The sequence below is a fragment of the Brevibacillus sp. LEMMJ03 genome (genome assembly GCF_007197875.1).
In the GTDB taxonomy this organism is placed as follows: Bacteria; Bacillota; Bacilli; order Brevibacillales; family Brevibacillaceae; genus Brevibacillus; species Brevibacillus thermoruber.
Genome location: NZ_VKJN01000006.1, coordinates 1 through 24,474 on the forward strand (window position 1 = coordinate 1; position 24,474 = coordinate 24,474).

The window sequence follows — 24,474 nt, forward strand, 5'->3', positions numbered from 1 at the left end:
TCTGTTACTGCAGAGTAGAGTTTGTACTGCGGTCCTTCGTCTATCACTTTTCGGACCGAGTGCCCGCGCCCTTCTTTACCGTTGGAGTAATGACCACCGAGTACGATTTCCGATTTCTTCATGACTACTTCCTCCCGTTCCACGCCGGCAGCGCGCCGCCGACTTTCCAATTGTTCACTTTGGGGTTTGTCACTGATCGTTTGATATGCTCCGAAACATCACGCCTGATGATGCAGCTTCTTCTCCACGGATGATCCGGTTTGGGCTTTACTGTCATCATGCCCCCACCTTTCAGGAGAGGAGCAGCTTTACGCTGCCCCTTGCTCCTCATTTCCGTTGGTCTTCGTCAGATGCTCAGCGACGAGCTTTTTGTACTTGCTCCATGCTGTTTGCAATTTGGACGACGATGTGCTGAGGGAAGCAGCAATTTGTAACCACGATTCGCCATTCTTGCGGCGGGCCAACAAGGTCGGGAAGTCATAGGGGATGTCTTCAAACGTGGGGGCTTGTCCGCTCAGAATGAATGCCTCCAGTGCATCCTTGTCTACCGAAGCTGCAGTTTTTTCTGCATCCCCGGATTCTCCTTCTCCTTGGAAGTCATCTTCTTGGTCTTGGACTGAATCACGGTTTTCCTCGATGTCCTCGCCGGCCGCAATCGTGTTGTCGTTTTCGCCCTTGGCCGTTCCTTTTTCCGGTTCCGCCTTTTCCTTCCCTCGTCTCCACTCGTCCCACTTCTTTGCCAGTGGCGCAACGCGCTTCCGGTACTCATCGACCAAATCCACGATCTTGCCGCTAGAAATCCCCAGCTCGCTCGCCAGCTTCATGTAGGTTTCGCCCTCATGTTTACGCTTGATGATGGAGTAGAAGTCATAAGGCAAGTCTTCAAAACTGGGAGACAGTCCGCTGAGAATAAACTCATCGATCACTTGCAATTCAGCCTTTTCAGTTTGTTCCTTGGTTGGCACTTTCTCAGGCGGAAGTCCAAGGTCTGCCTCAAGTTGTTCGCCGGTGGGCTTCACTTCGGACACAACGCCTTTATCGTCAACCTTGTATGTGGTGAGGGGTTCATTCGTTTTTGCGTTGATCATGATGTTGTAGTTGACGATCAGGGATTCCATCGATACGTCTACTTTGCAATCGATCATCTCGGAAAGGATGTCCAACTTTCCGTTGAGGCCGTTGTCTGTCACTTCAAGCACGATTTCTTTCTTGCCGCCTGGCTTCAGATTCACTTTCTTGACAACAGATTGGAAATCAATGTAAGGCATACGAGAATTCCTCCCCGGTTTAAATTTCAAGAATCTGGACTTCTACCCGCGGCCGATCGCTATACCATTTGCTGACGGACACCTCAACGACCTGGGAATCGTCCTTCCAGACCACGTTTTTCAGCGCATCCTTGATGCCTTTGAGGTAGTTGTCCGCATCAGGCTTGGATGTTGGCCGCAGCTCTCCGGCCTCTGCCTGCGCTGCCTTTTTCTTGCTGAACGATTTGGGGATTGGACGGTACACATTGACCTTGAGCTGCAACGGCCCTTCAATCAGCTTGGACGGTGCGTGCTCGCTTGCGACCAATCTGACATAATCTTTGTAATCGCGCGACTTCTGTGGGTCGTACAATCGGACGAATCCCCCCGCCGTTGATGCCCGCGGTCTCCCCTGGGCGACAGGTTCGCCGTAGACGGTAAAGCTGATGCTCTGCTTTTCGACTATCGCGCCCATAGTCTACGCTCCTTTCCGAAACACTCGAACCGAGCCTGTTTGCCGGTGAACGATGACCATCTCGGCAGGAGTGTCCCTCTCAACAAACCAGTTGCTTGGATTCAGCTTGTGCTGCTCGATTACTTTCTTCTGGGCCCGTGTCGGGCGTTTTGGCTGCTTCATGATCGCTCCCCCTCCTACGCCGTCCGTCTTGGCATCCAGGCTTCTACGTAGCGAAGTACCTGCTGCAGCTCGGTCCGACGTACATCCCGATAGCTGGGAACTCCCCAACGATCTTTAATCTCCCGATACAGTTGGCGGAACAATTCGCGGCGCCGCTGCGGATCGCTCTCCACCTCGTAGACCCGGCGGGCAACTGCCTGCTGCAGAATGCGCTGCTCTCCGTGGTCGATGGTGATTTGTTCTTCGACCTTCTGCTCCAGCTCCATCAGCTTTTGGCTGTGGATTTGGGTGATAGATTTAACCTCCTCCATCTCCTCCGCCAATTCTGCCGTCAGCTTGAGAGATTGAATCAGAGCCTGGCGTTCGCTGAGGGGGACGACTTTGTTTTGATCGATAGCATATGCCCCGGTCTTCCGGATCGCCGGTATAACCTCGTGAGTAATCCAGCGCTTGAAGGCTTTTGCCTCTGGTTTGCGGCTGGTCAAGATGAGTGAGTACAGGCCCGGCTCGTTAACCAGCCATACCTCCCTGTTTTGACCTGATACAAACATTGTTTGGGTCAGCTTCTCATCGTCATCCAGCCGACGGATTGCCGTGCTGGTATCGCTGTGATCCAGTACCTCGCACACATCACGAGCCACGAACCAAGGTTCCCCATCCCGTAGAACAACTCGTACCTGCTTATCTTGAAAACTGAAAACGTTTTGAAGTGCTTGCATGCTCATTCCTCCTTGCTCGGTTCTCGATGTACACGTATCGCTCTGCACCGCGCCGGCCTAACTCCCTGCCTTTTTTGAACGATGTAAGTTACGGAGCATTTCCGCCAATTCCGGGTCATCTGCCACTGTGCGTGGTTCCTGTGGCTGCATGGCCGCCCCGGACCTTTCTTGCTCTTGTTGCCACTGAACGGACGCGGGCAGCTTGTCCATGAGCACAACGTTCCCGCGGTGACCACGCGACCGAGAACGCCTTTTCCCCTCATGTTCACGAAGTGCCTGGACGGTGTGAATCTTCTCGGCATTCCAATCCCGGAGAATTTCAAGCGCATATGCGACGCTTTTCTTCTCCGAACGCTTTAGGGCTTCCCGAATCAATTCCGGCTCCATAATGCCGAGAAAGGCTTCCAAAGCATCGATGTCCCACACGCCCCTACACTTGATATTCAACTCATTGATCATCGGGAGAAAATTTTCGCGCGCGGGCATTTCAAGAGAGAAATTTGTTTCGTTTTGTTTAGTTTTGTTTTGTTTATATAAAGCCTCATGGTTTACCTCACGGTTTACCGCAAGGTTTACCTCATGAAGTACCTCACGCTCTGCCGCAAAATTTGAGGTATGGTTATCGTTTACCTCATGATTTACCTCATTTTTTGCGGTAAGACTGGGGGCCGAGAACGGGATGATTCTGTACTTGCCGGCCTTCTGTTTCCCCTGTGAACGGTACTCAATCCTCCCCTTCTGAACGAGGGTGTTTCGGTGCTTCGCCAGGGTGTTTTCTGTAACGCTGAGTTTCGCCTGTAGGGTTAGATTGGATACCGCAAACCACTCTGGCCAACCACTCTTATTTGCGATCGCCATTAGGTGAAACCACAAAGTTTGTGCAGTTGCTTCCAATGGGTTTGTTTCGAGCCAATCTACAAAGGCGTTCAGCTCTCTTATGTAGTTCACACCATCACCTCGCCCTCGTTACGATTGCGCTATAAATACTTGCTTGCCGGTCAACTCTTGTATCTCTCGTTTAAATAGGGCTGCATCGCTGTTGTTGTCACTCAAGTGCAGCAACCAGATTTCCTGCACCTTGGACAGATCGTTTGCCTGCAGAAAGTCTTTGACGTGCTCCAGGCTGAAGTGTGACTTCAAGAGCCTTTTCTTCATAACTGCCGGTACTCGGCCGGCAGAGATGTTCTCATCCAGTATCCGTAGGCTGTAGTTGCACTCGACCATGATGTGTGTCAGTCCCGGGAATCGGTAGCGGATATAGTAGGTATCCGTCGCGAACACCAGCTTTTCGCCGGCTCGGTTCACCAGTAGAAATCCAAGGGGCTCCGCGACGTCGTGCTGCACGTCAAAAGGGAGTATCGTCCATGTGCCAATCTGAAACTGCTGTTTCGCTTTGATCGGCTTTGCCCGGTGGCCGGAGAGCCCCAGGGCATCAAGCGTGCCCTGGGAGGCATATACGTCAATCCCAGCCTTCATCACTTCGGCAGCAGCCTTACCATGGTCCCCGTGTTCGTGGCTGATCAGGCATCCTGCGATCGACGATACTTGGAAGTTCAGCGCCCGCTGTATGTCCTTGTACCGGATTCCCGCCTCCAGCAGCAGGGCTGTTTTGCCATCCGTCACGTGATAGCAGTTTCCCTTGCTGCTTGATGCGAGTGGCGTGATCGCGATCATCAGAACCCGGGCCCTTCGGAAGCCGCAGCAGCTTCACCAAAATCTAGTTCTTGTTGTGTGCCGGTCGGATCGCTCGGAGTCGGATCAGGTTCTTGCGACGGCAGAGTCGGCTCCGGTTCGGAGTTAACCACTTCCGCCTCGATATCGATGATTTCTCGATTGGCATTCTCATTGATTTCGCGGCGAACTTCCGCATAATCGGGATCGGTCGCTTCGTTGTGGATCATCTCGATAAAGGCATTTCCGAAGTCTTTTGGGATCTTCTTGACGATGTTGTTCCGCATCTTGCGGATGATCATCTGCTCACGGCTTTGATATTCCGTCCATGCCGGGCTAATCCATTGCTGCAGCTCCGGATCGTCCAGGGCATCCAGGCCGAGTTCTTTTGCCTTTTTCAACACTTCCGCTTTCTTGGCCGCGATTTGCTTTTTCTGCTCTGGTGTTGCTTTGAAACGGTCTTCGCAGATGCCGAACGTTTCATTCATGAGGTTGTTGCTGATGTGGGCGATGAGGTTTTTCGCTACATCCGCACGTTCAGCAATATAGAATTCTTGGGTTCCGTCTTTTTTCAGGATGGGGTAGACGACCCGAACTACCTCTCCTTGTCCGGTTGGGGACCACTTAGGTGGTTCAACTTCGAATCCGTTATATCTCGGGTACTCAAAATGATCTCCTTCGCGCACGAGCCAGTATTGTCCCACCTTCTGAATGTCTCGGCCAAACCGGGCCAGGATCGCGTCATTGCCGTCTCCTTCGATGCCCATTTCGATCTGCTTTTTCCACTCTGTAACTTCCCTTCCGTCAACCTTCTTTTTGACCTGGACATTACGCACTTGGAAGAATACTTCCCGCGGACTGGCTGCAGCATTGAGCTTCAGTGAAGCGACAGACAGAAGGATTTGCGTGACATTGTTTTTGTCTAGTTGGGGATCATTCCAAGTGATCCCTTTAGCATCCAAAGCGGCATTGATGGCTGAGATAGCATTGACGACACACTGTTTTGAATATCCATCCATCGAAATTCCATTGCCTGTGAGTTGGCGTTCGATCATGGGGGCAAATACTTCGGTTACTTTCGCTAGTCCCGTGGTAAAAGATTGTTGTTGGCTCATTTATACCGCCTCCCTCATAGTTTGTTTGGCCGTTTCTACCCGCAGTTGCTTGTCCTTCTCGCTGACGATCAGGCGAATCTGCTGGCCGGTGGTCTCGATCATTCGGGTCACGGCCTCAGCGTTGTCGATGAAGATTGGCGCCGTGATGCCGTAGTATTCGGACAGCGTGTTGATGATATCCAACCCGACGTTAATGCGCGCGGCGTTGTTCAGGCCACCGGAGTAGGGTACGCCGTTGAACGTGGTCTCGCAGACTTCCACCAGGCCACCGTTGATCTGTTGCTCGAACAGTTTGAACCGTGCGTACCGGAATTTGCTGTTGATCTTCTCTTCGAGCAGGTTGACCTTGGTCCGAATGAACTCCTCGGTCAGGAAAAGCTCTTGCTCCAAGCGCTCGAATTCGGCGGCCAGTTCCTTTTCCCGTGCCGACAGTTCTGCGATCCGCTTCTCAGCGGCCCGAACCTGGGCAAACTTCGCTTTCTCTTGCTCCAGGGTTTCGACTTGGGCTTTTAAACCTGCGATTTCTTCCCGGACCTTTGCCGCGGCTTCCTGAACAGATGCGCGGAGCTGGTCAATCTCCTGTTGAACCACCGCGGCTTCCTGCTTCTTGGCAATGTATTGCGGATCGCTGTCCACGTCTTTGATACCAACCTGCAGGGCGTTCAATTCGGCTTCGGCGGCGCGAATTTCGTTCTCCTTTGCTACCAACTGCAGTTCCAAAGACTCGATCTCTCGCGCAAGGTCAGCAGTTTCCTGCTCCAACCGTTTGGCTTCCGCCGCCGCAGCTTTCCCTTTTGCCGTGATCTGCTCCAAACGCTCCGCTTTTCGCCGATTGAAGTCGGCCCGCGCCTTTTGATGGGCAGCTTGGATTTGTTCCTCCGGCAGCGCCTGGCCGCACGTTGGGCAGTTCGTATCGTGGTGATGCTCAAACGTTTCGTCGTTGACTTGGTGCCACTGTTGGCGGAGGCGGTCTGCTTCCGCTTGTCGCTCAGCAATCCACTGCTTGTTCCGCTCGATGGTGCGGGACTTGTCCTTTACCTGCCGCACCAGTTCGTCATAGTCGCCTTTGAGAGCCGATACTTCCTGGCGCTTGGCTACCACTTTCTCCAGCGTCCCGGCCTGCAGCCGGTTTTTGATCTCCAGCAGTTCGCCCTCGATCTCACGCAGCCGCTTTTCCTTTACCACGATCTCGCCGCCGGATCGGACGCGGAACAGTTCGGCCTCTTTGCTGTCGATCTGCTCTTTCAGGGCGTCAATCTCCCGTTGCAACGCTGCTTCATCCAGTCCGTTTGTATCCGGCATCGACCGTTGTACCTCATCGATTCGCACCGGGATCTTGTCCAGCTCCTTGTTGATCTCCGCCCGTCGCGCGGCGATTACTTTCCTGTGGTCCTCGAGGCTGCGGCCGTTCAGGATGGCCGGTAACTTTGTCAACGCTTGGTTTGCGGCGATCACTTCGTCGTCGGACACGTCACCGCAGACCTCCAGGAGGATTCTGCGCCGCTCCTGCCAATGAAGATGTTCGTTGAAGAACGTTGGACTGGTCAGGAGTTTGAACACGTCCTCCTTCACGATCTCGTCAACCTTGTCTTTGTATTCCCTTTGCTTCACCGGCACTCCATCAATGAAGTAATCCGTCGTGTGACCAGTGAACTCAGCAGTCGCTGAACCGCGCTTTTTCGTCCACTTTTCTGCAAAGACCTTGCGAAGCGTGATTCGCCTATCACCGACCAACAGTACACCTTCAACTTCATGCTCCAGACCGTGAAGGACTTTCCCGGACGCATCCAGCGTCTTGATCTGGAAGTCCTTTTTGTTCTGGCTGTCCTTGTCAAACAGCAACCATGTGAAGGCGTCAAACAATGTGGTCTTCCCGACAGCATTGTCGCCGTATACGTCCGCGTTGCCCCCTTCCGTGTCCAAGATGAACTCACGAATCCCTTTAAAGTTCCTCAAGGTGAGCCGCAGCAGATTGATTTGTTTGAGCATCGAATTACCTCCCACTTGTTTTTTGGAGGCCGATAAGCTACGATTGAAGTGATTCCCAATCGTGCATTATCGACCGAGACTCAGCGTGGCCGCGCTGGGTCTTTTGCTTTTATTGCTGCCTGAATGTCATCCAAGCACCAGCCGGTTAGTTTCTTTTCGTATTCCTGCCCTGCTTTGCATGTCGCGATGATTGTTGTAGTCCCGTATGCTTTCAGTGCTTCCTTTGGCGTTTCCAACGGAAGGTATACAAAGCAGCGTTGCCCGCAAAACTTGCAATATGGCCCCATGATTTCCCCCCTTTCCTTGTGATCCACGAGGCCGCCGGCAGCCCTTCCCTCACTGCCAGCAGTTGCAACCCTCTGTTGCCCACTCTTGACCTCGCTATGTAGTGGAGGTCTCGACCTCCGTGGAAGCATCGACCGATGGGATAACTGCTGCACATATTTTTTGTCGATGCCCCCACGCAGGCCGAAGCCCGCGTTATTTCAAAAGGCGTCTGTCCTGTTCTCTTACCCCGTCAACGAACTCCTCTGGCGCCATGGTGGCTTTCATGTCCACCAGGTACTCCAGTTCCTCGATCACGTCCCGGACCGTCCATTCCAGGTCGTCGCGGTCATCGTCGAACGCGATTGGATGCAGCAGCCGTTGCCTGGTCGGTTCGGTTCGCTCGACGTATTGCGGGAAATCAAGCAGTTGCTCGAGCATTCCGTATCTCCTCCTGCAACGCGGCAAGTTCTTGGGCCCGCCATTCAATTTCGTAAGCGAGATCGCGCTTGTGAGCGTACAGCTCCTCGCGCAGACGTTTCAGTTTGACGTACTCCACATCCACCGCGCGCCATTTGTCGTCTGCTTCGCGGCGCATTTCTTCGAGGTTTTCCAACTCCCGCTGAAGGTCAGCGATTTGAGAAGAAAGAGGTTTCATGGGCTTGTCCTCCTTTATGAAGCTGTGGTACGCTACCAGTGACCAATATTTTTGAAGCGTCTATCTCTTAGGCGCTTTTTTCTTTTTCTGCCTTCAGATGAAGCTCGACCATTTCCCCGATCGTGATCACATTTCGACCAAGGGGTCGGTCCGCGTCGCAAACCAGTTCGATCACTCCTGCTGCTGTCGTCAGGTCTTTCATGCTTCTTTCTCCTCCTTTGCGTCCAGATATAGACGATTCAGAATCAACCGATCGCGGTACTCTTTCAATGCCCTGCGCCCGCCCGGATACTTGGACGCTTCTGCTGCATCGTGGACAAAGTGCTTTTCGTGCGCTTCCTGCGCCAGTCGGTTCCAATCTTTCATCGGCTTGTCCCTCCCATCATCAATGCTTCCTGCCTTTCCCGGCGCATCAACTCGCGCGGATCACTGACGACGATTTCCATGGCCCGAGCTTCTGCAAGCCAGTTATGCTGATGTATCACCGGGTCGATGCCATATCTCTCGTCCATCAAGATATGAACGTCGTCTCCAGCTTGGAAAAGGTCCTCGATCTGCTTACCGAGGTGCGTCAGTATCCGTTCGTCGTCTTGCGTTAACGGCTGCCACGGGCGCCGGGTTCGTTCCCACTCAATCACGGCTTCCGCTTCTTTGATCACGTCCCGACACTGTTTGATCAGATTATTGAGCGAGACCGTCAGGCTGCCCATCAGACGCGGATCGGTTGGCGGTGGAGCGTCGCCATACAAGTGCTTGAGCATTCGGATCGCATAGTGATTGCCGCATGCTTGAACGAAGTCCTCGGCGTCCTCCCGCATCGGAGTGGTTCGGCCGTTGATCACATCAGACACCCACCTGGCCGACCGGCCGATCTTCTTTCCGAGCGTTTCGTACGTCAACTGTTCGCCTGTTCTTTGGTGGCGGAACGCGTACTCGCAGATGTCATGTATCCGCGACCGCGAATACAGCGAGATTGGTTCGTTACTGTTCCCCATCTGTTCCCCTCTTTTCTACATGGTTTTCAAGGTACGATGAGATTGTGCTCATCTTCAGGAATCTCCCTCGGCTTGCTGAGGGAATCTCTTTTTATCAAGGTAGTCCACGAACAGCCGAGCCGCGCGGGCAGTGATACTTCCCTTGGTCACCATACCTAACGGTCCGTAGTCCTCAATCCAAAGTTCAGTAAAACTTGTTAACTCAGGACCGTTCACAACCAACACCGTTCGGGAGCAAACGCCATAAGTCGGCTCGGTTGTTTCGTCAAGCAGGATGACCGGATCGGCTCCCTTTGCTCTCAAGTCATTGATGTGCGCCGTCAGAACACTTTCCAGTTCCGGGAAAGCGATAACCTGTTCCGACACCTGGTTCACCTCCTTTACTGGGTTTTCACCAACAGGAAGGTATAACGACTGCCGTTTTTCTCGATGTCATACAGCGTCCATCCTTCACTGAGTAACTTGCTTGCTTCAGTATCGCTGGTGGTGACGCGCACCTGCTTGATGTCGGCGAAGTCCATGTTGACCTCCTTTGGGGCTTGTCTGATCTACCGGGTTACCCCCGGCGTCCAGGTTACCCATTCTGGACCTTTTTCAGTGGCTCTTGCTTGGGGGCGTTCAAAAGGGCTTCAAGACGCCCCGCCACTCTTTCACCTTCGATAATTCGGGGCAGAATGTTTGTAATGATAAAGCTGTATGCACGCTCCCATGCTTCAGGACTCGGACCGTTCGACTGCGCTGTTTGATTCACGCTCATCGCCTCCTGTACAAGACTATGAGCGACTGCTTGTACGATATCCGTCCCCTCCTTTCACTCCGGACCATCAAGATCAAGCAACGCAAACGTGCAATCAATGTCGAGCGTCCGGAATTATTTGCTGACGGTGTTGCCGTATGGCGAAACCATCAGCGCGGTTCACCTTTTCAGGCCGATTGTTCCTCTAAGGAACATTTTTCTTTAAAAAAATTTGTCCAGTCGAATCGAAGAACCTCAGCCATTGTTTTTGCCACCTTGACTGTAGGTGTTTTGGTGCCGTTCTCGATGTGTGTATAGTAGCTGCGGGAGATTCCGCATAATTCTGCGACTTGCTCGTGGGTCAGTCCCATTGCCTCTCGCAGCTCCTTTAGCCAGATTCGCATTTTTTCACCTCCAAATGTTCCTTTAAGTAACCTTTATGTTTTCATCATATGTTCCTTTTAGTAACTTGTCAATAGGTTATTTATACTTTTAGTAACATTTGTTTCGAGTTTCCCTCAGTAACTTTATAATTAGTTTAGACTCTAGGGGTTGGTGAGGAATGTGGTGTTTGCGAAAAGGCTTAAAGCTGAACGGGAAAAAAGAAAAGCCAAGGATCCCAAGTGGACACAGGGCTATGTAGCTGACCGCGTCGGGGTTGCTCGATCCACCTACACTGCATATGAAGCAGGTACAAAACAGCCACCGATGGAAACACTCAGCAAATTGGCCGATCTTTTTAATGTCTCCACAGACTATCTGCACGGAAAAACTAACGACCCCTCTCCTACCGACAAAAAGGACAACGCCACGAACCTAACAGATGAGGAACGGCGTGTCCTTAACGAAATGAAAAAATACCCCGTCTTTTTCAACGACCTGGCTTCCGATCCGTCCAAGATCAAGAAGGTCATTAAAATGTGGGAGTTCATAAAAGAAGACTTGGAAAACGACGATGATGAGGAACCGCAAGATTAGCAGCTGGAGGATGCAGCATGAAATTCGCCGAAGTTCTCCCTCCCCACTATAAGACAAGCATGACGGAGGAACGTGCGAATCACGTCCTGAACAAGTTCAACTACAAGTATCCCGATCAAATCGACATTGAAGAAATATGCGCATACTACAAGATCAAAATCAAACCCTCTCCGCAACCAGACCTGACTTACTCAGTTTGTACAGGGTTTCGGAGAGGGTTTATTTATATTCCCAAGGGATTAGACTATATCAGGTTTAAGGAGTTGGCCGGCGAGGAATTCGCTCATCTGTTTTTACACACCATCAGCCAGATGCAGACGACCAAGGAGATCCACGCGCATCAAGAGAGGCAAGCAAAGAACTTCTCGGCCTACCTGTACATGCCAATGAAAATGTTGCAAGAAGTGGTGATCTCATACGACCAACCGGTTGACATTTCGCTGCTGGCTGATGAGTTCCTCGTTTCCGAAGAATTTGTGTATTACCGCTTGTCCTTGATCTTCCCGGAAAAGGCCGATGCAATCGCCAAGTCTAAGGGTGGGTTTGGGTATATAAAGTGGTTGGATTAGGAAAACCTAATTGGAGGAATAAATTATGAGTTTTGCTGATCTCGATCAGAATCAACAAGCAAATTTGCTTTACTTCCTGGATAAATCTGATCACCATGAGCTAAATAAACTAAAACATAAATACGGAGTGAGGCAAGGAAGAAACGCAAAAGAATTTAGACAGAACGCACTAAACAACTTAATGACTGGATGTATTCCCTTTGATGATTTCATGTCCTGGCTTTCTCATATTTATCTGGAAGGGAACAATATGCTTTTTGTTTACGAACCAAGAAATATAGACCTATTTGAAACTAATCCGATCAATAAAGTTTTCAATGATACAAAGGACAAAATTGAACATTTATATAATATCAACGTCAAAACTTTAAAAGAAGTAACATTAGTGAACGTACAAATGGACCTTGCAAAAAGCCAACTTATCTTCACCTTTGTGTCCCCATCACAAGTTCTTGTAAAGAACGATGAAACGAACAGTTGGGAAAGTCAAGATGACATATATATGTCTTATGTCATTATGGATTACAAACTAAAACACTTTGTACTCGTTATGCATCCTACCGAGCATTTAGTTTCAGTTTGCGGAATAAAGAAAAAAGAGTGGGACGAACTAACATGGATTCTTATGAAACGTTTTCGGGAAACTGTTATAAAATTTGATTTTTCTAATCCAGAATGGATTATCGACACTTTGTTTAAACTTACTGAAGAATATTTTTATCACAATAACCCAGTTGTTGATGAGAAACTTCGTAATTTTGAACACACCGTCATGCCTAAACTTATTAAAAGTATGGTGGATAGTGATATTGCATTTAAAAGGAAGGGCTACCCGGCTCGTTTTAAGAAAGCGTTATTGAAAACGTACGAAAACGAGCTTATCATCGCTTATGGCCGTATTGAAAAACCTCAGCCATTTGAAATATTCCTCCATAAGTCTGATAAAGGTTCAACAGAATTTAAAGCGAATTCACGTGGAAATGCCTTCAGTTATGCAGAATGTGCTGAAATTATACGCTTAATGTGGGAAAACGGAGAAATTGCTGCACTTGGCATTATTCATAAATTAGATGATAATGGTGTCATTAGAAAGTATCCGTATGTGATCTCTAAAAAAGACAAGTATTATTCACTCAAGAGGACCACAACAGCAACTACGGTAAAGGAGGTTATGGACAATGTTTTACGAAAGCTTAATAGCTATAAACAAGAAGTTCAACCTTCCTTTACCGGCGTTGCAGAAAGTGAATGAGGAGCTCACAGCTATAAAACCTAACGATATAGTCTCTCCTAGGTTAATTTCAAGGAGAACGCATCTTCCAAAAAGCTTAGTCGAAGAAATTCTAATGAGTTTATCTTATAACTCATATCTAGGTGTTAAATATATCATTTTCTGTACTAATGTAGATCCAGACATGGTACATGCTCATGAATTTACAAGCAAGAAAAGTTTGACACAGTTTATTATCCATAATGGTTACAAATGTCCTGACTGCGGATCCTCTTTAAATGTTGAAGATATCAGGGTTGTTTTCGTTATGAAAGAGGAATTATGTCGGTAGAGGTAATTATGAATAAAGAAGACAGCATTTCCTTTAATCGTTATATCAATAATGGCCCTGACGACGTAGTGTGGAAACCAATTCGAACTGATGAGGAAAAGAAGTTATTCTTAAGCCTGATAGCAAATGTCGAAGAATCCCTTAAATCCAATAGTAAAAAGCAAAAGGGAGACGCACTTGAGGCGCTTATGACATTCGTATATGACAGGTTCGAATGTGCGGTCGTTTATCCTAATGTATTACAGGGTGACAACCAAATCGATCACCTAATTGTATTTGCAGACGGTACAACACCGACATTCATACACAATCACATCGGCCTTCGAATAATCGGTGAATCAAAAAATCATCAAAAGTCGATTGATGTCCGAGAGGTAGCTGATCTAGCGGAACTTCTAAGATCCAAACGAGCAAGGTTGGGTATCTTTTCTTCGGTAAAAACATTTAGCCGAGGTAAACAAAATAACTTTTGGCAGTTTGCTGAAGGGAAACGTAGGAAACTTGCCTTAGCACGAAATGAATACATAATTGGCTTTACACTAGAAGAAATAAAAAGTCTTGTCCACAACAATTTTTATACACTATTACGTCAGAAGTATTTTAACCTAGTGGACGAAATTAACGATGATTATATTGAATATATGGATGACTCAAACAAATATCCATACCATGTACGTCTATACAATGCACTCGAACAGTTATGGAAAAACGGAATTATTAATGAACAGACCTTTGAAGAAGGTAGAACGGCAATAATTAAAAAGTATGGTCCAGTTGATGAATAGTCTACATCACACTGGACTTTTTTTGATTGCAAAAGTCATATCACGATGCCACCATCGAAAAAACAACTTTATCCAAAACAGTGACAAGACCGATCGGGAACGGACTCTTGTCCCCCATCCTGAATAGGTTCCGATTGTGCTGATGATCGTTGACTGGTACACTGATCAATATTCAAGGAGACGCATGGGCAGCAACAAAAGTAACTATTTTGTATAATCAACTATATAATCCCAAAAATTGGAGCGTTAAATATGAGAGTATCGATTTACGGACGTGTATCGACTGAAGAACAGGCGCAAGAGGGTTTTTCAATTGCAGCTCAGAAGGAAAAACTGACTGCATTCGTACAGTCCCAGGACTGGGATATTTACGACTATTACATTGACGAGGGCGTTAGCGCCAAGGATACGGATCGGCCAGAACTGCAGCGTATGCTCCGCGACATCCGGGATCGCAAGATCGACGTGGTGCTTGTGTATCGTTTGGACCGTTTGACACGATCCGTCCTTGATCTGTACCAGCTCCTCCAAGAATTCGAGCGCTACGATGTGAAATTCAAAAGCGCCACAGAAGTGTATGACACCACAACAGCGATCGGCAGGCTGTTTATCACCCTGGTAGCTGCCCTCGCCCAGTGGGAACGTGAAAACCTGGCTGAACGCGTTAAATTTGGGCAAGAGCAAATGGTTAATGAGTTGAAGAGACCCGGGGGCCGACCTCCATATGGATTCGATCTCGTCGATGGGACGCTGGTCATTAACGAACATGAAGCGCCGATCGTAAGGGAAATATTTGACCGTTACATCCACGGGACCGGTTTGGACTCTATTGCCGCCGACTTGAATTTACGAGGAATCCCAACGAAATTTGGCAAAGAGTGGTCAAAAGTTACGGTCCAGAACCTTTTGCAAAACCAAACCTACTATGGAGCACTGCGCTGGAACTATCGAAAGGGCGGGCGTAAGGTCAATTCTCCCGAGGACTGGGTAATCATCGAAGGTGTATACGACCCCATTATCGACAAAGCAACCTTTGAAACAGCGCAAAAGGTGATGCAGTCCCGGCGCTTAAAGCACCCAAGAGAGTTAGCATCAGACTTCATTTTCTCTGGAGTTTTACATTGTGCTCGCTGCGGGGGAAGCATGTATGGGAAAACTACACGTTCCAAACATGGAGAAAAAGTGTATGAGCAACGTCATTATATATGCAAGAACGTAAAAGAGAAAAAATGCAACGCTCCAATGATCCGAGAAGAATTTTTGGAGCGGTACTTTCTCGATGAACTGGACACGCGTCAGAACGAACTAAGTGCTCGAAAGGCAGTCAAACGACAGAAGTCGGCACCAAAGAGGGAAACGGATAGTATTGAAAAACAGATCGCCAAACTGAACGAACGCCGGAAGCGCTGGCAATTGGCATTTGCCGAAGGTCTTATAGAAATCGAGGAGTTCCGAGAAAGGGTTGCCGAAGAGCGCCAGAAGGAGCAGGAACTGCGTCGGCAGCTGGAGCAACACGCCAACGAAACTTCGTTAACCGACGAACAGATCCTCTCGGTCATCAGAAATATTAAACTCGCATGGGACTATGCCACCCCTGCAGAAAAAAAGCAACTGGTCAGTATCTTGGTCAAGAGCATGGCGGTTGAAATCGATGAGTCCGAGCGCCACAAGTGGGCTAAGAACAAGCCAATCAAAGTAGAAAGCCTCAGCTTCCACTGAGGCTCATTTTATTACTCTATTGTAAATGTAGAATCTCCCACAATCCGCGAATACTCCTTGAAGTTGAACTGGTACGCCTGAATCCGCCCCTCGTTGTCCTTTTCAATCTTGACGATCTGGTTGAAGTCCACGCCCTGCTGCGTTATCCGTTTCGTCACCGCGTCGGTGATGGCCTGCTTGGCCAACTGCTCCGCCTTTTGCGACGCCAGGATCAGAAGCGTCGGCTTCAGGCGATTCTCGACAAAGACCAGAAACTGGATCAGCATCACGAAGAATATGACCAGCGCGATAAAAAACGCTTTCGTGCGCGAAAGCGGATTTTTCCATCGCCGACGGGGTCGAAACATCGCCACGCCCGTCACCTCCCAGTTGGTACATCCTATGCGGGAGTCAGCGAAAAGAGAAGCCGAACCTGCCTCGGGCGGTTCGGCTCCGCTTCTCGCCGTTGCGCTTCTCGCCGCTGCCGTTTGCACGTGACAGCCGCCCCCCTCCGCCTAAAGGACGGGGCAGAGGGGGGAAAAGCCGTTACTGCACGTCGCCGATCAGTCCTGTCACAAGCCCCGGGAACAACGCCAGCAGCGCGATGAACAGCAGCATGATTACGGCGTACGGGGCCGCGCCGCGCACGATCAGGGCAATCGGCGCGGACGGGTCGATGCCCTTGAGTACAAACAGGTTGAGTCCCACAGGCGGTGTGATCAGGGCCAACTCCATGTTGATCACCATGACGATGGCGAACCAGATGGGGTCAAAGCCCAGCGTCGTGATGATCGGATACAAAATGGGCAGCGTGATGACCAGAATGGAGACCGTCTCCAGGAAGCACCCGAGCACGAGCAGGAGCAGGTTGATCAGGATGAACACGACCCATTTGGAGACCGGCAGGCCGGTGGCCATCTCCGTCATCGCCTGCGGGATCTGCAGGGAGGTGAGGATGAAGCCGAACAGCATCGCCCCGACGAGGATGAACAGGATCATCGCGTTGGTGGCGACGGTCGACAGCAGGATGTTTTTGATGTTGGCCCAGGTGAGGCTGCGGTAGACGATCCCCGCCACCAGCAGGCTGAACACCACGCCGGCGGCGGCCGCCTCGGTGGGGGTGAACACCCCGGAGTAGATGCCGCCGATGATCAAAACGGGCATCAAGAGGCCCCAGACCGCTTTGCGCGTCCCCTGCCAGCGCTCCTGCCAACTGGCCGGCTCGCCTTTGATGTGGCGCATGCTCCACGACGCGTACGCCATAAAAATCGCCAGCAGCAAAATCCCCGGCACCACTCCGGCGATAAACAGCTTGCCGACCGATTCGCCGGTGACCGAGCCGTAGATGATCATCGGCACGCTGGGCGGGATCAGGATGCCCAAGGTACCGCCCGCCGCCAACAGGCCCAGCACCGATTTTTTGTCATAGCCCCGGGCGGTCATCTCGGGAATCGCCACTGTGCCGATCGTCACCGCCGTCGCCACGCTGGAACCGGAGATGGCGGCAAAAATGCCGCAGCACACCAACGTGGCCAGCCCGAGGCCGCCCGGCAGATGACGCAGCCAGCGGCTGGCCATTTCGTACAGCTCCCTGCCTACGCCGCTGTAGAGCAGAATCTGGCTCATCAGCACGTACATCGGCAGGGAGCTGATGGTAAAGTCATCCAGCGCCTTGTACGCGATGATGGGAATCTGGTGCAGCCCCAGCACACCGCCGTTGAACCAGTACAGGCCGATCGCGGCCAACAGCGAGAGGGCAAAGGCAACCGGCACGCCGATCAAGAGCAGCGCGGCCATGCCGCCCGCAAAGAACAGGCCCATTACGCCTCGCCCCCTTTCCCGCCGCGTATGCAGTCCACCACCTGCAGCAGAAAGGCGAGACTCAGCAGCGTGCCGCCGATCGGCAGCAGCATCTCCGGCATGTACATGGGAATCTGCAAGAGCGAGGTGGAGGTAAAGCCGAGCTCCATCGACCGCTTGACGTGTTCCCAGCCGAAGACGGCAAACAGCAGGCTGAACGCGAGCCCCAGCAGGGCGGAGACGATCAGCAGCCAGCGGCGCGCGGCGGCCGGCACGTTGTGCAGGAGCAGATCCACCTTGATGTGGGCGTCAGTCCGTACCGCGTAAGCCGCCCCGATGAAACAACTGCCGATGATCGCGTAAACGGACAGCTCGGTGGCCCAGGTCGTCGGGGCGTCAAAAAGCGAACGGGAGACGATCTCGTAAAAAATCATGCCCGTCGTCACCACGATCAGGATCCCCGCCGCCATTCCCCCCCACAGGATCAAGCGGTCCATCCAGCGGTACAGGTATGAAAACCATTTCATTCAGCGTCCTCCCTTCCTCGCTTCTGCCGCACGGTTACCGGATGTTCTGCACGTCGTCCAGCAGCTCTCGGCCCAAGTCCCCGGCGGTTTTCAGGTACTCGTCCCAGGCCGGCCTGGCCGCTTCCTTCCACTGCGGGAGGTCGCTCTCCGGCACCACGTACACGTCCATGCCTTTTTGTTTCAACTGCTCGGCCGTCTGTTTGTCCTCTTCTTCCGCCTGCTTGCGGATCCACTCTTCCGTCTCCCTGGCCGTCGCGGTCAACAGCTCCTGCGTTTTGGGCGGCAGCGCGTCCCAGTACTGCTTGTTGACGGCGAGCAGGAATTCCAGGTAGGCGTAGTTGACGACCGTCAAATAGCGGGACACCTCGTCGTACTTGCGCTGCACCATCGCCGTCGTGCCGGAGGTGGCGCCGTCGATCGTCTTGCGCTGCAGCGCCATGTACACCTCTCCCGCGCCCATGAAGACGGGGGCCGCGCCGTACGCCTGGATCATCACCGACGGGATGTGACCGATGCTGCGGATTTTCAGCCCGTGAAAATCGTCCGGCCTGGTCAGCGGGCGGACGCTGTTGGCGAATTGGGCGTAACCGTAGTCGGCGTACATCAGCACTTTGGCCCCCTTTTTCTCCATCTCCGCATTCAGCTTCTGGCCAACAGGGCCGGACAGGGCCTTGCCCGCCAGCTCGTAGGTGGGAAACGCGAACGGTACGTCAAAAATCCCCATCGCCGGCACCACCGACGACCACAGCGTGGACGAGTTGACCCCCATCTCGACGCCTCCCGTCAGAATCGCCTGGTTCATTTCCTTGTCGCTCAGCAGTTGGCCGGCCGGATACACCTGGATTTTCACCTTGCCGCCGGAGCGCTCCGTCACGTTTTTCGCAAATGCTTCCACCCCGCGAGCGATGTGGTGGTCCTGCGGCAGGTTGTAGGCGAGGCGGATGGTCGCCTCCTGGTAGCCGTCAGCGGATGCCGCCTGCCCGCCGGACGCGCCGACCGCCGCCGTTCCGCCCGGTGCCGCCGCTCCGCCGCAGCCGGCCAGCAGGCCGCCCAGCAGTCCGATCGTCGTCCACGCGGTGATCCATCTCGTTTTCATCGTGGTTACCCCCTTGGTCATCTGTGAATCGTTGGCTGTTCTTTCGATTCCACCAGCCGGATGCGGCCCAGCGGCATGCGCATGGAGAAGCTGACGGCGTATTCGGCAGCGTCCAGCATCTTGGAAAAATCCACTCCGGTGCGCACCTTCATCCGTTCAAACATGTACACGACATCCTCCGTCGCCGCGTTGCCGGCGGCGCCTGGCGCAAACGGACAGCCGCCCAGCCCGCCGACCGCGGTCTCAAAGCTGCGGATCCCCGCCGTGTAAGCGGCGTACGTGTTCGCCAGCGCCAAGCCGCGGGTGTCGTGCAGATGCAGCGCGATTCGCTCCGTCCCCACGGCGTCGATCAGCCGTCTGGACAGCGCGTACACTTCGTCCGGAACGGCGATGCCGATCGTGTCGGCGACGCCGATCTCATCCGCACCGGCGGCAATCGCCTGCTCGGCCAGCCGGAGCACGACGTCCGGGTCTACCCTGCCGGAGAACGGACAGCCGAAACTGGCGGCGATGGAAAAGCGGATCCGCTGCCCCGCCTGCCGGACCAGCGGAACAAGCTCGCGGAAGGCCTCCAGATTTTCCTCGATCGTCTGGTTGATGTTGCGCCGGTTGAACGCCGGACTGGCGGAGGTAACCCAGTTGATTTCGTCCAGCCGGTACGCGGCCGCCCGCTCCAATCCCCTCCGGTTGGGAATGAGCGCGGCAAACGAGACCCCGGACACCCGGGGCAGTCCGCCCATCACCGCTTCGGCATCGGCCATCTGGGGCACGCGCTGCGGATGGACGAACGACGCCGCCTCGATCCGGCGCAGGCCCGCATCGGCGAGCATGCCGATCAGGCGCAGCTTTTTCTCCGTCGGGATGAAGCCCGGTTCGTTTTGCAGGCCGTCGCGCGGCCCCACTTCGATGATCGTCACGTCTGTCGTCATATGGCTTTCTTCTCCTTCAACCGGGCCAGCGCGGCGTCATCCAGCCTGAGCAGACCCTTGAGGATTTCCTCGTTGTGCTCCCCCAACCACGGCCCCACCCACTCGTGGCCGCCGGGCGTCTCCGACAGCTTGGGGACCACGCCGGGAAACAACACCGTCTCGCCGTCCGGCAGACGGATTTCCTCCAGCATGTTACGCGCCCGGTAGTGTTCGTCCCCGACAATCTCCTCAATGCTGTAGATCGGCCCCACGGGAACGGCCGCCTCGTCCAGGCGGCGCTGCACCTCCTGGAGCGGATGCCGCTTCGTCCACTCCTCGATCACCTGATCGATGAACGCCGCGTCTTCCGCCCGTCCCTGGTTGGTGGCGTAACGGGGGTCTTTCGCGAGGTCACTGCGGCCGATGGCGTGCATCAGCCGCTTGAAGATGCTGTCCCCGTTGGCGCCGATCACGACGTACTTGCCGTCGGCGCACAGGTAGGTGTTGGACGGCGCGATGCCCGGCAGCGCACTGCCCGTCCGCTCCCGCACCACCCCCTTCAAGTCGTATTCCGGCAGCACGCCTTCCAGCAGGCTGAACACGGCTTCGTACAAGGCCACGTCCACCAGTTGTCCCTTTCCTTCCGGCGAGCGGCTGCGGGCGTGGAGCGCCATCAGCGCCCCGATCACCGCGTACAGGCCCGCCGTCAGGTCGCCGATGGCGATGCCCACCCGCACCGGCGGCCGATCGGGGAACCCGGTCAAGTAGCGCAGGCCGCCGATCGCTTCCGCCACGCTGCCGAATCCCGGCTTGCCGCGGTAGGGACCGGTCTGCCCGTAGCCGGAGATGCGGACCATGATCAGGCCGGGGTTGATCCCGCTCAGCACCTCGTAGCCGAGCCCCCATTTCTCCAGCGTCCCGGGCCGGAAATTTTCGATGACGATGTCCACTTCACGGGCCAGCGAGCGGATGATCTCCTGCCCCTCTTCCATGCGCATGTCAACGGTAATCGATTTTTTGTTGCGGGCCTGGACGTACCACCAGACGGACGTGTCGTGATGCATGGCCCGCCAGTTGCGCAGCGGATCGCCCGTTTCCGGGGGCTCCACCTTGATCACCTCCGCTCCGAACTCGGCAAAAATCTTGCCGGCGAACGGCGCGGCCACCAGCGTGCCCAGTTCCAGCACGCGCACGCCCTGCAGCGGTTTTCGTGCGTTCATCGGTCCCCTCCTTGTCGTGTTGGTGTGCGGTTGGCTTCCATGCACAGGCGGAAATCGCGGGTAATGTGCTCGGCCATGCTCGCTGCGGCCGCGTCTCCGTCGCGCCTGCGGATGGCGTCGAGGATCGCCGCGTGTTCGGCAATGACGGTTTCCGGCCGCTGCGGATGCACCTGCAGGATGGCGTTGCGGTAGAACGAAATCAGCACCTTCAGATCGTTCATGATCTTGGCCATATACGGGTTTTTGCTCGCTTCCGCGACGCGCTGGTGAAAGGCGAAATGGAGCTCGTGGGTTCGGCGGGCATCGCTCTCGCGGGCAATGTCCGCCATCCGGGCCAACAGTTCCTGCAGGTCGGCCAATTCCTCCTCCGTCCGGCGCTCGGCGGCAAAACGGGCCGCCGCCGGTTCCAGATGGAGACGGCACTCGAACAGCGAGGTAAAATCATCGAGCGTCGGCTGGTAGACCGTGACTCCTCCCTGTGCCTGCACCACCACCAGGCCGTCCTTTTCCAGCCGGCGGATCGCTTCGCGGATCGGGCTGCGGCTCACGCCCGTCTCTTCGCACAGGCGCTCCTCGATCAGCCGCTGCCCCGGGGCGAGCCCGCCGAACAGAATCTGTTCCCGCAAATATTCGTACACTTGTTCCTGGAGCGTCTCGCTTCGCTTGATCATCCTGGGCATGACCCTCAAACCCTTCCCCTGTCATGAATACGGTATGCTGTATACGAAAGAGTTTTCTAAATAGTAATTCAATTCTAAAAATAGTGTCAATTATTCTCGTTTGAAATATGGCCGGCAAGAAGAAAGAGAGCCCGCGTCCTCCACCGGAATCCGCGTACAGACTTTTTGGGAAAAATCGTCTACAATGAGGGAAACGCCTGGAAAAGGAGAGATGAAGATGGCAGTGAAAAAGATCGAACACGTCGGCCTGATGGTCAAGGATCTGGAGCGGTCGATCGCCTTTTACCGGGATGTCGTGGGGCTGGAATGCCGCGGCACGCTGGTCCACACCAATCCGGCGATCACGCTGGCGTTTCTGGGGTTCCCCGGCACCACGGAAACGGAACTGGAACTGATCCACGGCTACAACGACGATCTGCCGGTGGAAGGCAAGGTGCACCACCTCGCGTTTACGGTGGACAACCTGGTCGAGGAAATCGAGCGGCTGAAGCGGCTGGGCGTCACCTTTGTGGACGATGCGGCGACGACGCTGCCCAACGGTTCACGCTACATCTTTTTCGAGGGGCCGGACGGGGAACGGCTGGAGTTCTTTGAGACCACCCGCTGACGGCATGCGCCTGTTACGCGAGACGGAGGGATGCCGATGAAGCTGCACAAAGGGGACGTCCTGTTTCGCCAGGGAGAGCGGGGACCGCTTTTTCGCATCCAATCGGGCCTGCTGAAGGTGGTCAGGCTGCAGCAGGACGGCTCGCCGTTTCTGTTCAACATCCTGCTGCCCGGGGAGATCGTTCCCCACCATTCGCTCCTGTCGGTCAAGGAATACCACGGAACGGCGATCGCCCTGATGACCAGCGACGTGGACGTCATCCCTCCGGACGAGTGGTACCGCTCGCTGGAGGAAAACCCGCTGATGTACCGGGACATCGCGCTGCAGCTCCAGATGAAGCTGCGCCTCACGCAGCAGCGCATGGACCAGTTGACCGCTTCCTCCCCGGCGGACAAGCTGGCGCTTTTGAACGAATGGTTTCGCACGTACGTGGGCGATTACGCCTTGACCGAGCTGCTCACCCAGGAAGAGATCGGCCAGTTGGTCGGGCTGCGGCGGGAGACGGTGAACCGGCTGCTGCGCAAAAACACGTAGGCACACCATGGAACAGTTCCGTGGTGTGCCTGTTTGCCGTTACAGGCTTTCGTTACATGTCTTCAGTGATCGCGGACAGCTCGTCGGCGGAGACGGCCACCTGCGAAACCGCCTGATTGATGTCTTCCATCACCTTGAAGAAGCGTTCCAGCTCCCGCTGGATGTGCGTGCTCTGCTCCTTGCTCTCGGTCACCGCCTGCAAGATTTCCGCGAAAAAGGCGGTGGTCTCGGCGGTCATCGCGGTGCTGGACGCCACCATCCGCTCCACTTCCCTGACCACGGCGGACAGGCTGGCCGTCTGGGCGCTGGTCTTTTCGATCAGTTCGGTCACGCCGGAGACGGACTGTTTCGTCTGCTCCGCCAATTTGCGCACTTCGTCGGCCACGACGGCAAAACCGCGCCCTTGTTCTCCCGCGCGGGCCGCTTCGATCGCGGCGTTGAGGGCCAGCAGGTTGGTCTGCTCGGCGATGGCCGTCACCACGTCGACGATGCCGCGAATTTTCGCCGCAATCTCCTCCAGCGTCCCCATTTCCGCGGCGATCTGCTGCGCGCTCCGCTGGATCAGCCCCATCTGCTCCTGCTGCGTCTCCAGCTTTTCCCTGCCTTCCTGGGACAACTGCTGGGCGCGCAGGGAGTGGCCCGTACCGCTCTCCGCAAAACGGAGCACGTCCCGCGATTGTTCCGTCAACTGCTGCACCGACGCGCTGGTCTGCTGCGAGACGGCCGCCAGCTCGTGGGCGGACTGGGCCAGAACCTGACGAAGCTGCTCGTTTTTCCGCCGCGCTTCCTGCCGGATCCGCTCGTGCTCGTTCTCGTACTCTTCCAGCACGAGCTGCTGCTCGATGTTGAGGAGTTTCGTCACCACCGTCACGGCCCGGACAAATTCCCGCTTGTCCGCAATCGCGTCGTCCATAATCTTGATCAGCGAGACCAGCAGGTTCTGAAACGAGCTCATGTACCATTTCGGCTCCAGCCCGATTTTCACGTGGACGATGGCGATCCGTCTGCGCTGCTCGATGAAGGCGGCGTCGATCCGGCCGCTGAACATCTCTTGAATGTGCCGTTTCAGCGTCTGTTTGAGCCGTTCGATCGAGCTGTTTTTCTCGATGATGGACATCAATAGCGGCTCTCGTTCTATCTTTTCATAAAAGAAATGGACGATGTTGTCGATGTGTTGGACAATCAAGGGCTGCAGCGCTTTAACCACTGCCAGATCCTCTTCGTTCAAGTGAATCATCGACAATTGTCTGGCCAGCTCGGACTGCGGCTCAATGCGCACTTCTCCCTTTTCCCGCATGTCCCGGAAAAAAGACTCGCCGCTTCGGCCGCCCTTCCGGCCAAAGAAATTCGAAAATGGGCTCTTGCTCATTGCTTGCTCTCCTTTTGTTCCATCGATTTTCACCATGGCTACCCATTCGGTATCACCCTATTCTTATACCCCCATTGTTCCGCTTCCCAAACCCGACGCCTGGCCCCACG

32 protein-coding genes are annotated in these 24,474 nt (G+C 53.9%); 7 read left to right on the plus strand and 25 right to left on the minus strand.

Annotated elements, in window-relative coordinates; all coding sequences use genetic code 11:
* Window positions 1-308: 308 nt before the first annotated feature.
* The 17 genes from FOI68_RS09400 to FOI68_RS09455 all read right to left on the minus strand — a co-directional run bounded on the left by FOI68_RS09400 (window position 309) and on the right by FOI68_RS09455 (window position 10,435).
* Complete coding sequence (locus FOI68_RS09400) at window positions 309-1,268, minus strand: helix-turn-helix domain-containing protein (RefSeq protein ID WP_255433420.1); 960 nt, start codon at window positions 1,266-1,268, stop codon at window positions 309-311.
* 19 nt (window positions 1,269-1,287) lie between these two features.
* Window positions 1,288-1,722 carry a RusA family crossover junction endodeoxyribonuclease gene (locus FOI68_RS09405; protein ID WP_143862953.1) on the minus strand — a complete coding sequence of 145 codons (435 nt, stop codon included), beginning with the start codon at window positions 1,720-1,722 and terminating at the stop codon, window positions 1,288-1,290.
* Window positions 1,723-1,725: 3 nt separating this feature from the next.
* Window positions 1,726-1,884, minus strand: coding sequence for a DUF6906 family protein (locus FOI68_RS23385; RefSeq protein ID WP_162836755.1), 159 nt, complete (start codon window positions 1,882-1,884; stop codon window positions 1,726-1,728).
* Between the two features lie 14 nt (window positions 1,885-1,898).
* Complete coding sequence (locus tag FOI68_RS09410) at window positions 1,899-2,603, minus strand: BRO family protein (RefSeq protein ID WP_143862954.1); 705 nt, start codon at window positions 2,601-2,603, stop codon at window positions 1,899-1,901.
* A gap of 57 nt (window positions 2,604-2,660) precedes the next feature.
* Complete coding sequence (locus tag FOI68_RS09415) at window positions 2,661-3,551, minus strand: DnaD domain protein (protein WP_143862955.1); 891 nt, start codon at window positions 3,549-3,551, stop codon at window positions 2,661-2,663.
* Window positions 3,552-3,569: 18 nt separating this feature from the next.
* Entirely contained in the window at window positions 3,570-4,277 is a 708-nt protein-coding gene (locus FOI68_RS09420; protein ID WP_143862956.1) for an MBL fold metallo-hydrolase, read from the minus strand.
* Window positions 4,277-5,389 (minus strand): hypothetical protein, encoded by a 1,113-nt coding sequence (locus tag FOI68_RS09425; RefSeq protein ID WP_143862957.1) that lies wholly within the window; start codon window positions 5,387-5,389, stop codon window positions 4,277-4,279. Before FOI68_RS09425 ends, FOI68_RS09420 begins: the two co-directional genes overlap by 1 nt.
* The gene (locus FOI68_RS09430; protein WP_143862958.1) at window positions 5,390-7,378 is read right to left on the minus strand and encodes an AAA family ATPase; all 1,989 of its coding nucleotides are present in this window, start codon (window positions 7,376-7,378) and stop codon (window positions 5,390-5,392) included.
* A gap of 480 nt (window positions 7,379-7,858) precedes the next feature.
* A complete protein-coding gene (locus FOI68_RS09435) occupies window positions 7,859-8,083 on the minus strand; it encodes a hypothetical protein (RefSeq protein ID WP_143862959.1) in 225 nt (74 codons plus the stop codon).
* Entirely contained in the window at window positions 8,064-8,300 is a 237-nt protein-coding gene (locus FOI68_RS09440; protein ID WP_143862960.1) for a hypothetical protein, read from the minus strand. The genes FOI68_RS09435 and FOI68_RS09440 overlap by 20 nt, the downstream gene beginning before the upstream one ends.
* A 67-nt stretch (window positions 8,301-8,367) precedes the next feature.
* Complete coding sequence (locus FOI68_RS23935) at window positions 8,368-8,502, minus strand: hypothetical protein (protein WP_255433421.1); 135 nt, start codon at window positions 8,500-8,502, stop codon at window positions 8,368-8,370.
* A complete protein-coding gene (locus tag FOI68_RS23390; protein WP_185973912.1) occupies window positions 8,499-8,666 on the minus strand; it encodes a hypothetical protein in 168 nt (55 codons plus the stop codon). The genes FOI68_RS23935 and FOI68_RS23390 overlap by 4 nt, the downstream gene beginning before the upstream one ends.
* Complete coding sequence (locus FOI68_RS09445) at window positions 8,663-9,295, minus strand: helix-turn-helix domain-containing protein (RefSeq protein WP_143862961.1); 633 nt, start codon at window positions 9,293-9,295, stop codon at window positions 8,663-8,665. Before FOI68_RS09445 ends, FOI68_RS23390 begins: the two co-directional genes overlap by 4 nt.
* A 54-nt stretch (window positions 9,296-9,349) precedes the next feature.
* Window positions 9,350-9,661 (minus strand): hypothetical protein, encoded by a 312-nt coding sequence (locus tag FOI68_RS09450; protein WP_143862962.1) that lies wholly within the window; start codon window positions 9,659-9,661, stop codon window positions 9,350-9,352.
* A gap of 14 nt (window positions 9,662-9,675) precedes the next feature.
* Window positions 9,676-9,816, minus strand: coding sequence for a hypothetical protein (locus FOI68_RS23395; RefSeq protein ID WP_185973913.1), 141 nt, complete (start codon window positions 9,814-9,816; stop codon window positions 9,676-9,678).
* Between the two features lie 53 nt (window positions 9,817-9,869).
* Entirely contained in the window at window positions 9,870-10,046 is a 177-nt protein-coding gene (locus FOI68_RS23400) for a hypothetical protein (RefSeq protein WP_185973914.1), read from the minus strand.
* A 173-nt stretch (window positions 10,047-10,219) separates the two neighbouring features.
* Complete coding sequence (locus FOI68_RS09455; RefSeq protein WP_143862963.1) at window positions 10,220-10,435, minus strand: helix-turn-helix transcriptional regulator; 216 nt, start codon at window positions 10,433-10,435, stop codon at window positions 10,220-10,222.
* Window positions 10,436-10,595: 160 nt separating this feature from the next.
* Here FOI68_RS09455 and FOI68_RS09460 point away from each other — a divergent pair, with 160 nt between their 5' ends.
* The 5 genes from FOI68_RS09460 to FOI68_RS09480 all read left to right on the plus strand — a co-directional run bounded on the left by FOI68_RS09460 (window position 10,596) and on the right by FOI68_RS09480 (window position 15,644).
* Window positions 10,596-11,009 (plus strand): helix-turn-helix domain-containing protein, encoded by a 414-nt coding sequence (locus tag FOI68_RS09460; RefSeq protein ID WP_143862964.1) that lies wholly within the window; start codon window positions 10,596-10,598, stop codon window positions 11,007-11,009.
* A 17-nt stretch (window positions 11,010-11,026) separates the two neighbouring features.
* Window positions 11,027-11,578, plus strand: a complete 552-nt coding sequence (locus FOI68_RS09465) for an ImmA/IrrE family metallo-endopeptidase (RefSeq protein WP_143862965.1) — start codon at window positions 11,027-11,029, stop codon at window positions 11,576-11,578.
* Window positions 11,579-11,603: 25 nt separating this feature from the next.
* Entirely contained in the window at window positions 11,604-12,830 is a 1,227-nt protein-coding gene (locus FOI68_RS09470) for a hypothetical protein (protein WP_143862966.1), read from the plus strand.
* Window positions 12,831-13,148: 318 nt separating this feature from the next.
* A complete protein-coding gene (locus FOI68_RS09475; protein WP_143862967.1) occupies window positions 13,149-13,925 on the plus strand; it encodes a hypothetical protein in 777 nt (258 codons plus the stop codon).
* Window positions 13,926-14,177: 252 nt separating this feature from the next.
* Window positions 14,178-15,644: a recombinase family protein gene (locus tag FOI68_RS09480; RefSeq protein ID WP_143862968.1), complete on the plus strand. Its 1,467-nt coding sequence runs from the start codon at window positions 14,178-14,180 to the stop codon at window positions 15,642-15,644.
* Window positions 15,645-15,655: 11 nt separating this feature from the next.
* Here the strand turns inward: FOI68_RS09480 and FOI68_RS09485 are convergent, their stop codons facing one another.
* The 7 genes from FOI68_RS09485 to FOI68_RS09515 all read right to left on the minus strand — a co-directional run bounded on the left by FOI68_RS09485 (window position 15,656) and on the right by FOI68_RS09515 (window position 21,854).
* Window positions 15,656-15,997 carry a hypothetical protein gene (locus FOI68_RS09485; protein ID WP_255433422.1) on the minus strand — a complete coding sequence of 114 codons (342 nt, stop codon included), beginning with the start codon at window positions 15,995-15,997 and terminating at the stop codon, window positions 15,656-15,658.
* Window positions 15,998-16,169: 172 nt separating this feature from the next.
* Complete coding sequence (locus FOI68_RS09490; protein ID WP_143862969.1) at window positions 16,170-17,444, minus strand: TRAP transporter large permease; 1,275 nt, start codon at window positions 17,442-17,444, stop codon at window positions 16,170-16,172.
* Entirely contained in the window at window positions 17,444-17,950 is a 507-nt protein-coding gene (locus FOI68_RS09495) for a TRAP transporter small permease (protein WP_143862970.1), read from the minus strand. Before FOI68_RS09495 ends, FOI68_RS09490 begins: the two co-directional genes overlap by 1 nt.
* 34 nt (window positions 17,951-17,984) lie before the next feature.
* Window positions 17,985-19,046 (minus strand): TRAP transporter substrate-binding protein, encoded by a 1,062-nt coding sequence (locus FOI68_RS09500; RefSeq protein ID WP_143862971.1) that lies wholly within the window; start codon window positions 19,044-19,046, stop codon window positions 17,985-17,987.
* 17 nt (window positions 19,047-19,063) lie between these two features.
* Window positions 19,064-19,975, minus strand: coding sequence for a hydroxymethylglutaryl-CoA lyase (locus FOI68_RS09505; RefSeq protein ID WP_143862972.1), 912 nt, complete (start codon window positions 19,973-19,975; stop codon window positions 19,064-19,066).
* Window positions 19,972-21,174, minus strand: coding sequence for a CaiB/BaiF CoA transferase family protein (locus FOI68_RS09510; RefSeq protein ID WP_143862973.1), 1,203 nt, complete (start codon window positions 21,172-21,174; stop codon window positions 19,972-19,974). The genes FOI68_RS09505 and FOI68_RS09510 overlap by 4 nt, the downstream gene beginning before the upstream one ends.
* Entirely contained in the window at window positions 21,171-21,854 is a 684-nt protein-coding gene (locus FOI68_RS09515; protein ID WP_035299523.1) for a GntR family transcriptional regulator, read from the minus strand. Before FOI68_RS09515 ends, FOI68_RS09510 begins: the two co-directional genes overlap by 4 nt.
* Window positions 21,855-22,071: 217 nt before the next feature.
* Between FOI68_RS09515 and FOI68_RS09520 the strand changes: the two genes are divergently transcribed.
* Together FOI68_RS09520 and FOI68_RS09525 are read left to right on the plus strand one after the other, a co-directional pair.
* The gene (locus FOI68_RS09520; RefSeq protein ID WP_035299521.1) at window positions 22,072-22,461 is read left to right on the plus strand and encodes a VOC family protein; all 390 of its coding nucleotides are present in this window, start codon (window positions 22,072-22,074) and stop codon (window positions 22,459-22,461) included.
* A 36-nt stretch (window positions 22,462-22,497) separates the two neighbouring features.
* A complete protein-coding gene (locus tag FOI68_RS09525; RefSeq protein ID WP_044897137.1) occupies window positions 22,498-22,995 on the plus strand; it encodes a Crp/Fnr family transcriptional regulator in 498 nt (165 codons plus the stop codon).
* A gap of 52 nt (window positions 22,996-23,047) precedes the next feature.
* On the opposite strand, the gene FOI68_RS09530 is transcribed toward FOI68_RS09525, so the two are convergent.
* Window positions 23,048-24,364, minus strand: a complete 1,317-nt coding sequence (locus FOI68_RS09530) for a globin-coupled sensor protein (RefSeq protein WP_035299519.1) — start codon at window positions 24,362-24,364, stop codon at window positions 23,048-23,050.
* Between the last annotated feature and the right edge of the window lie 110 nt (window positions 24,365-24,474).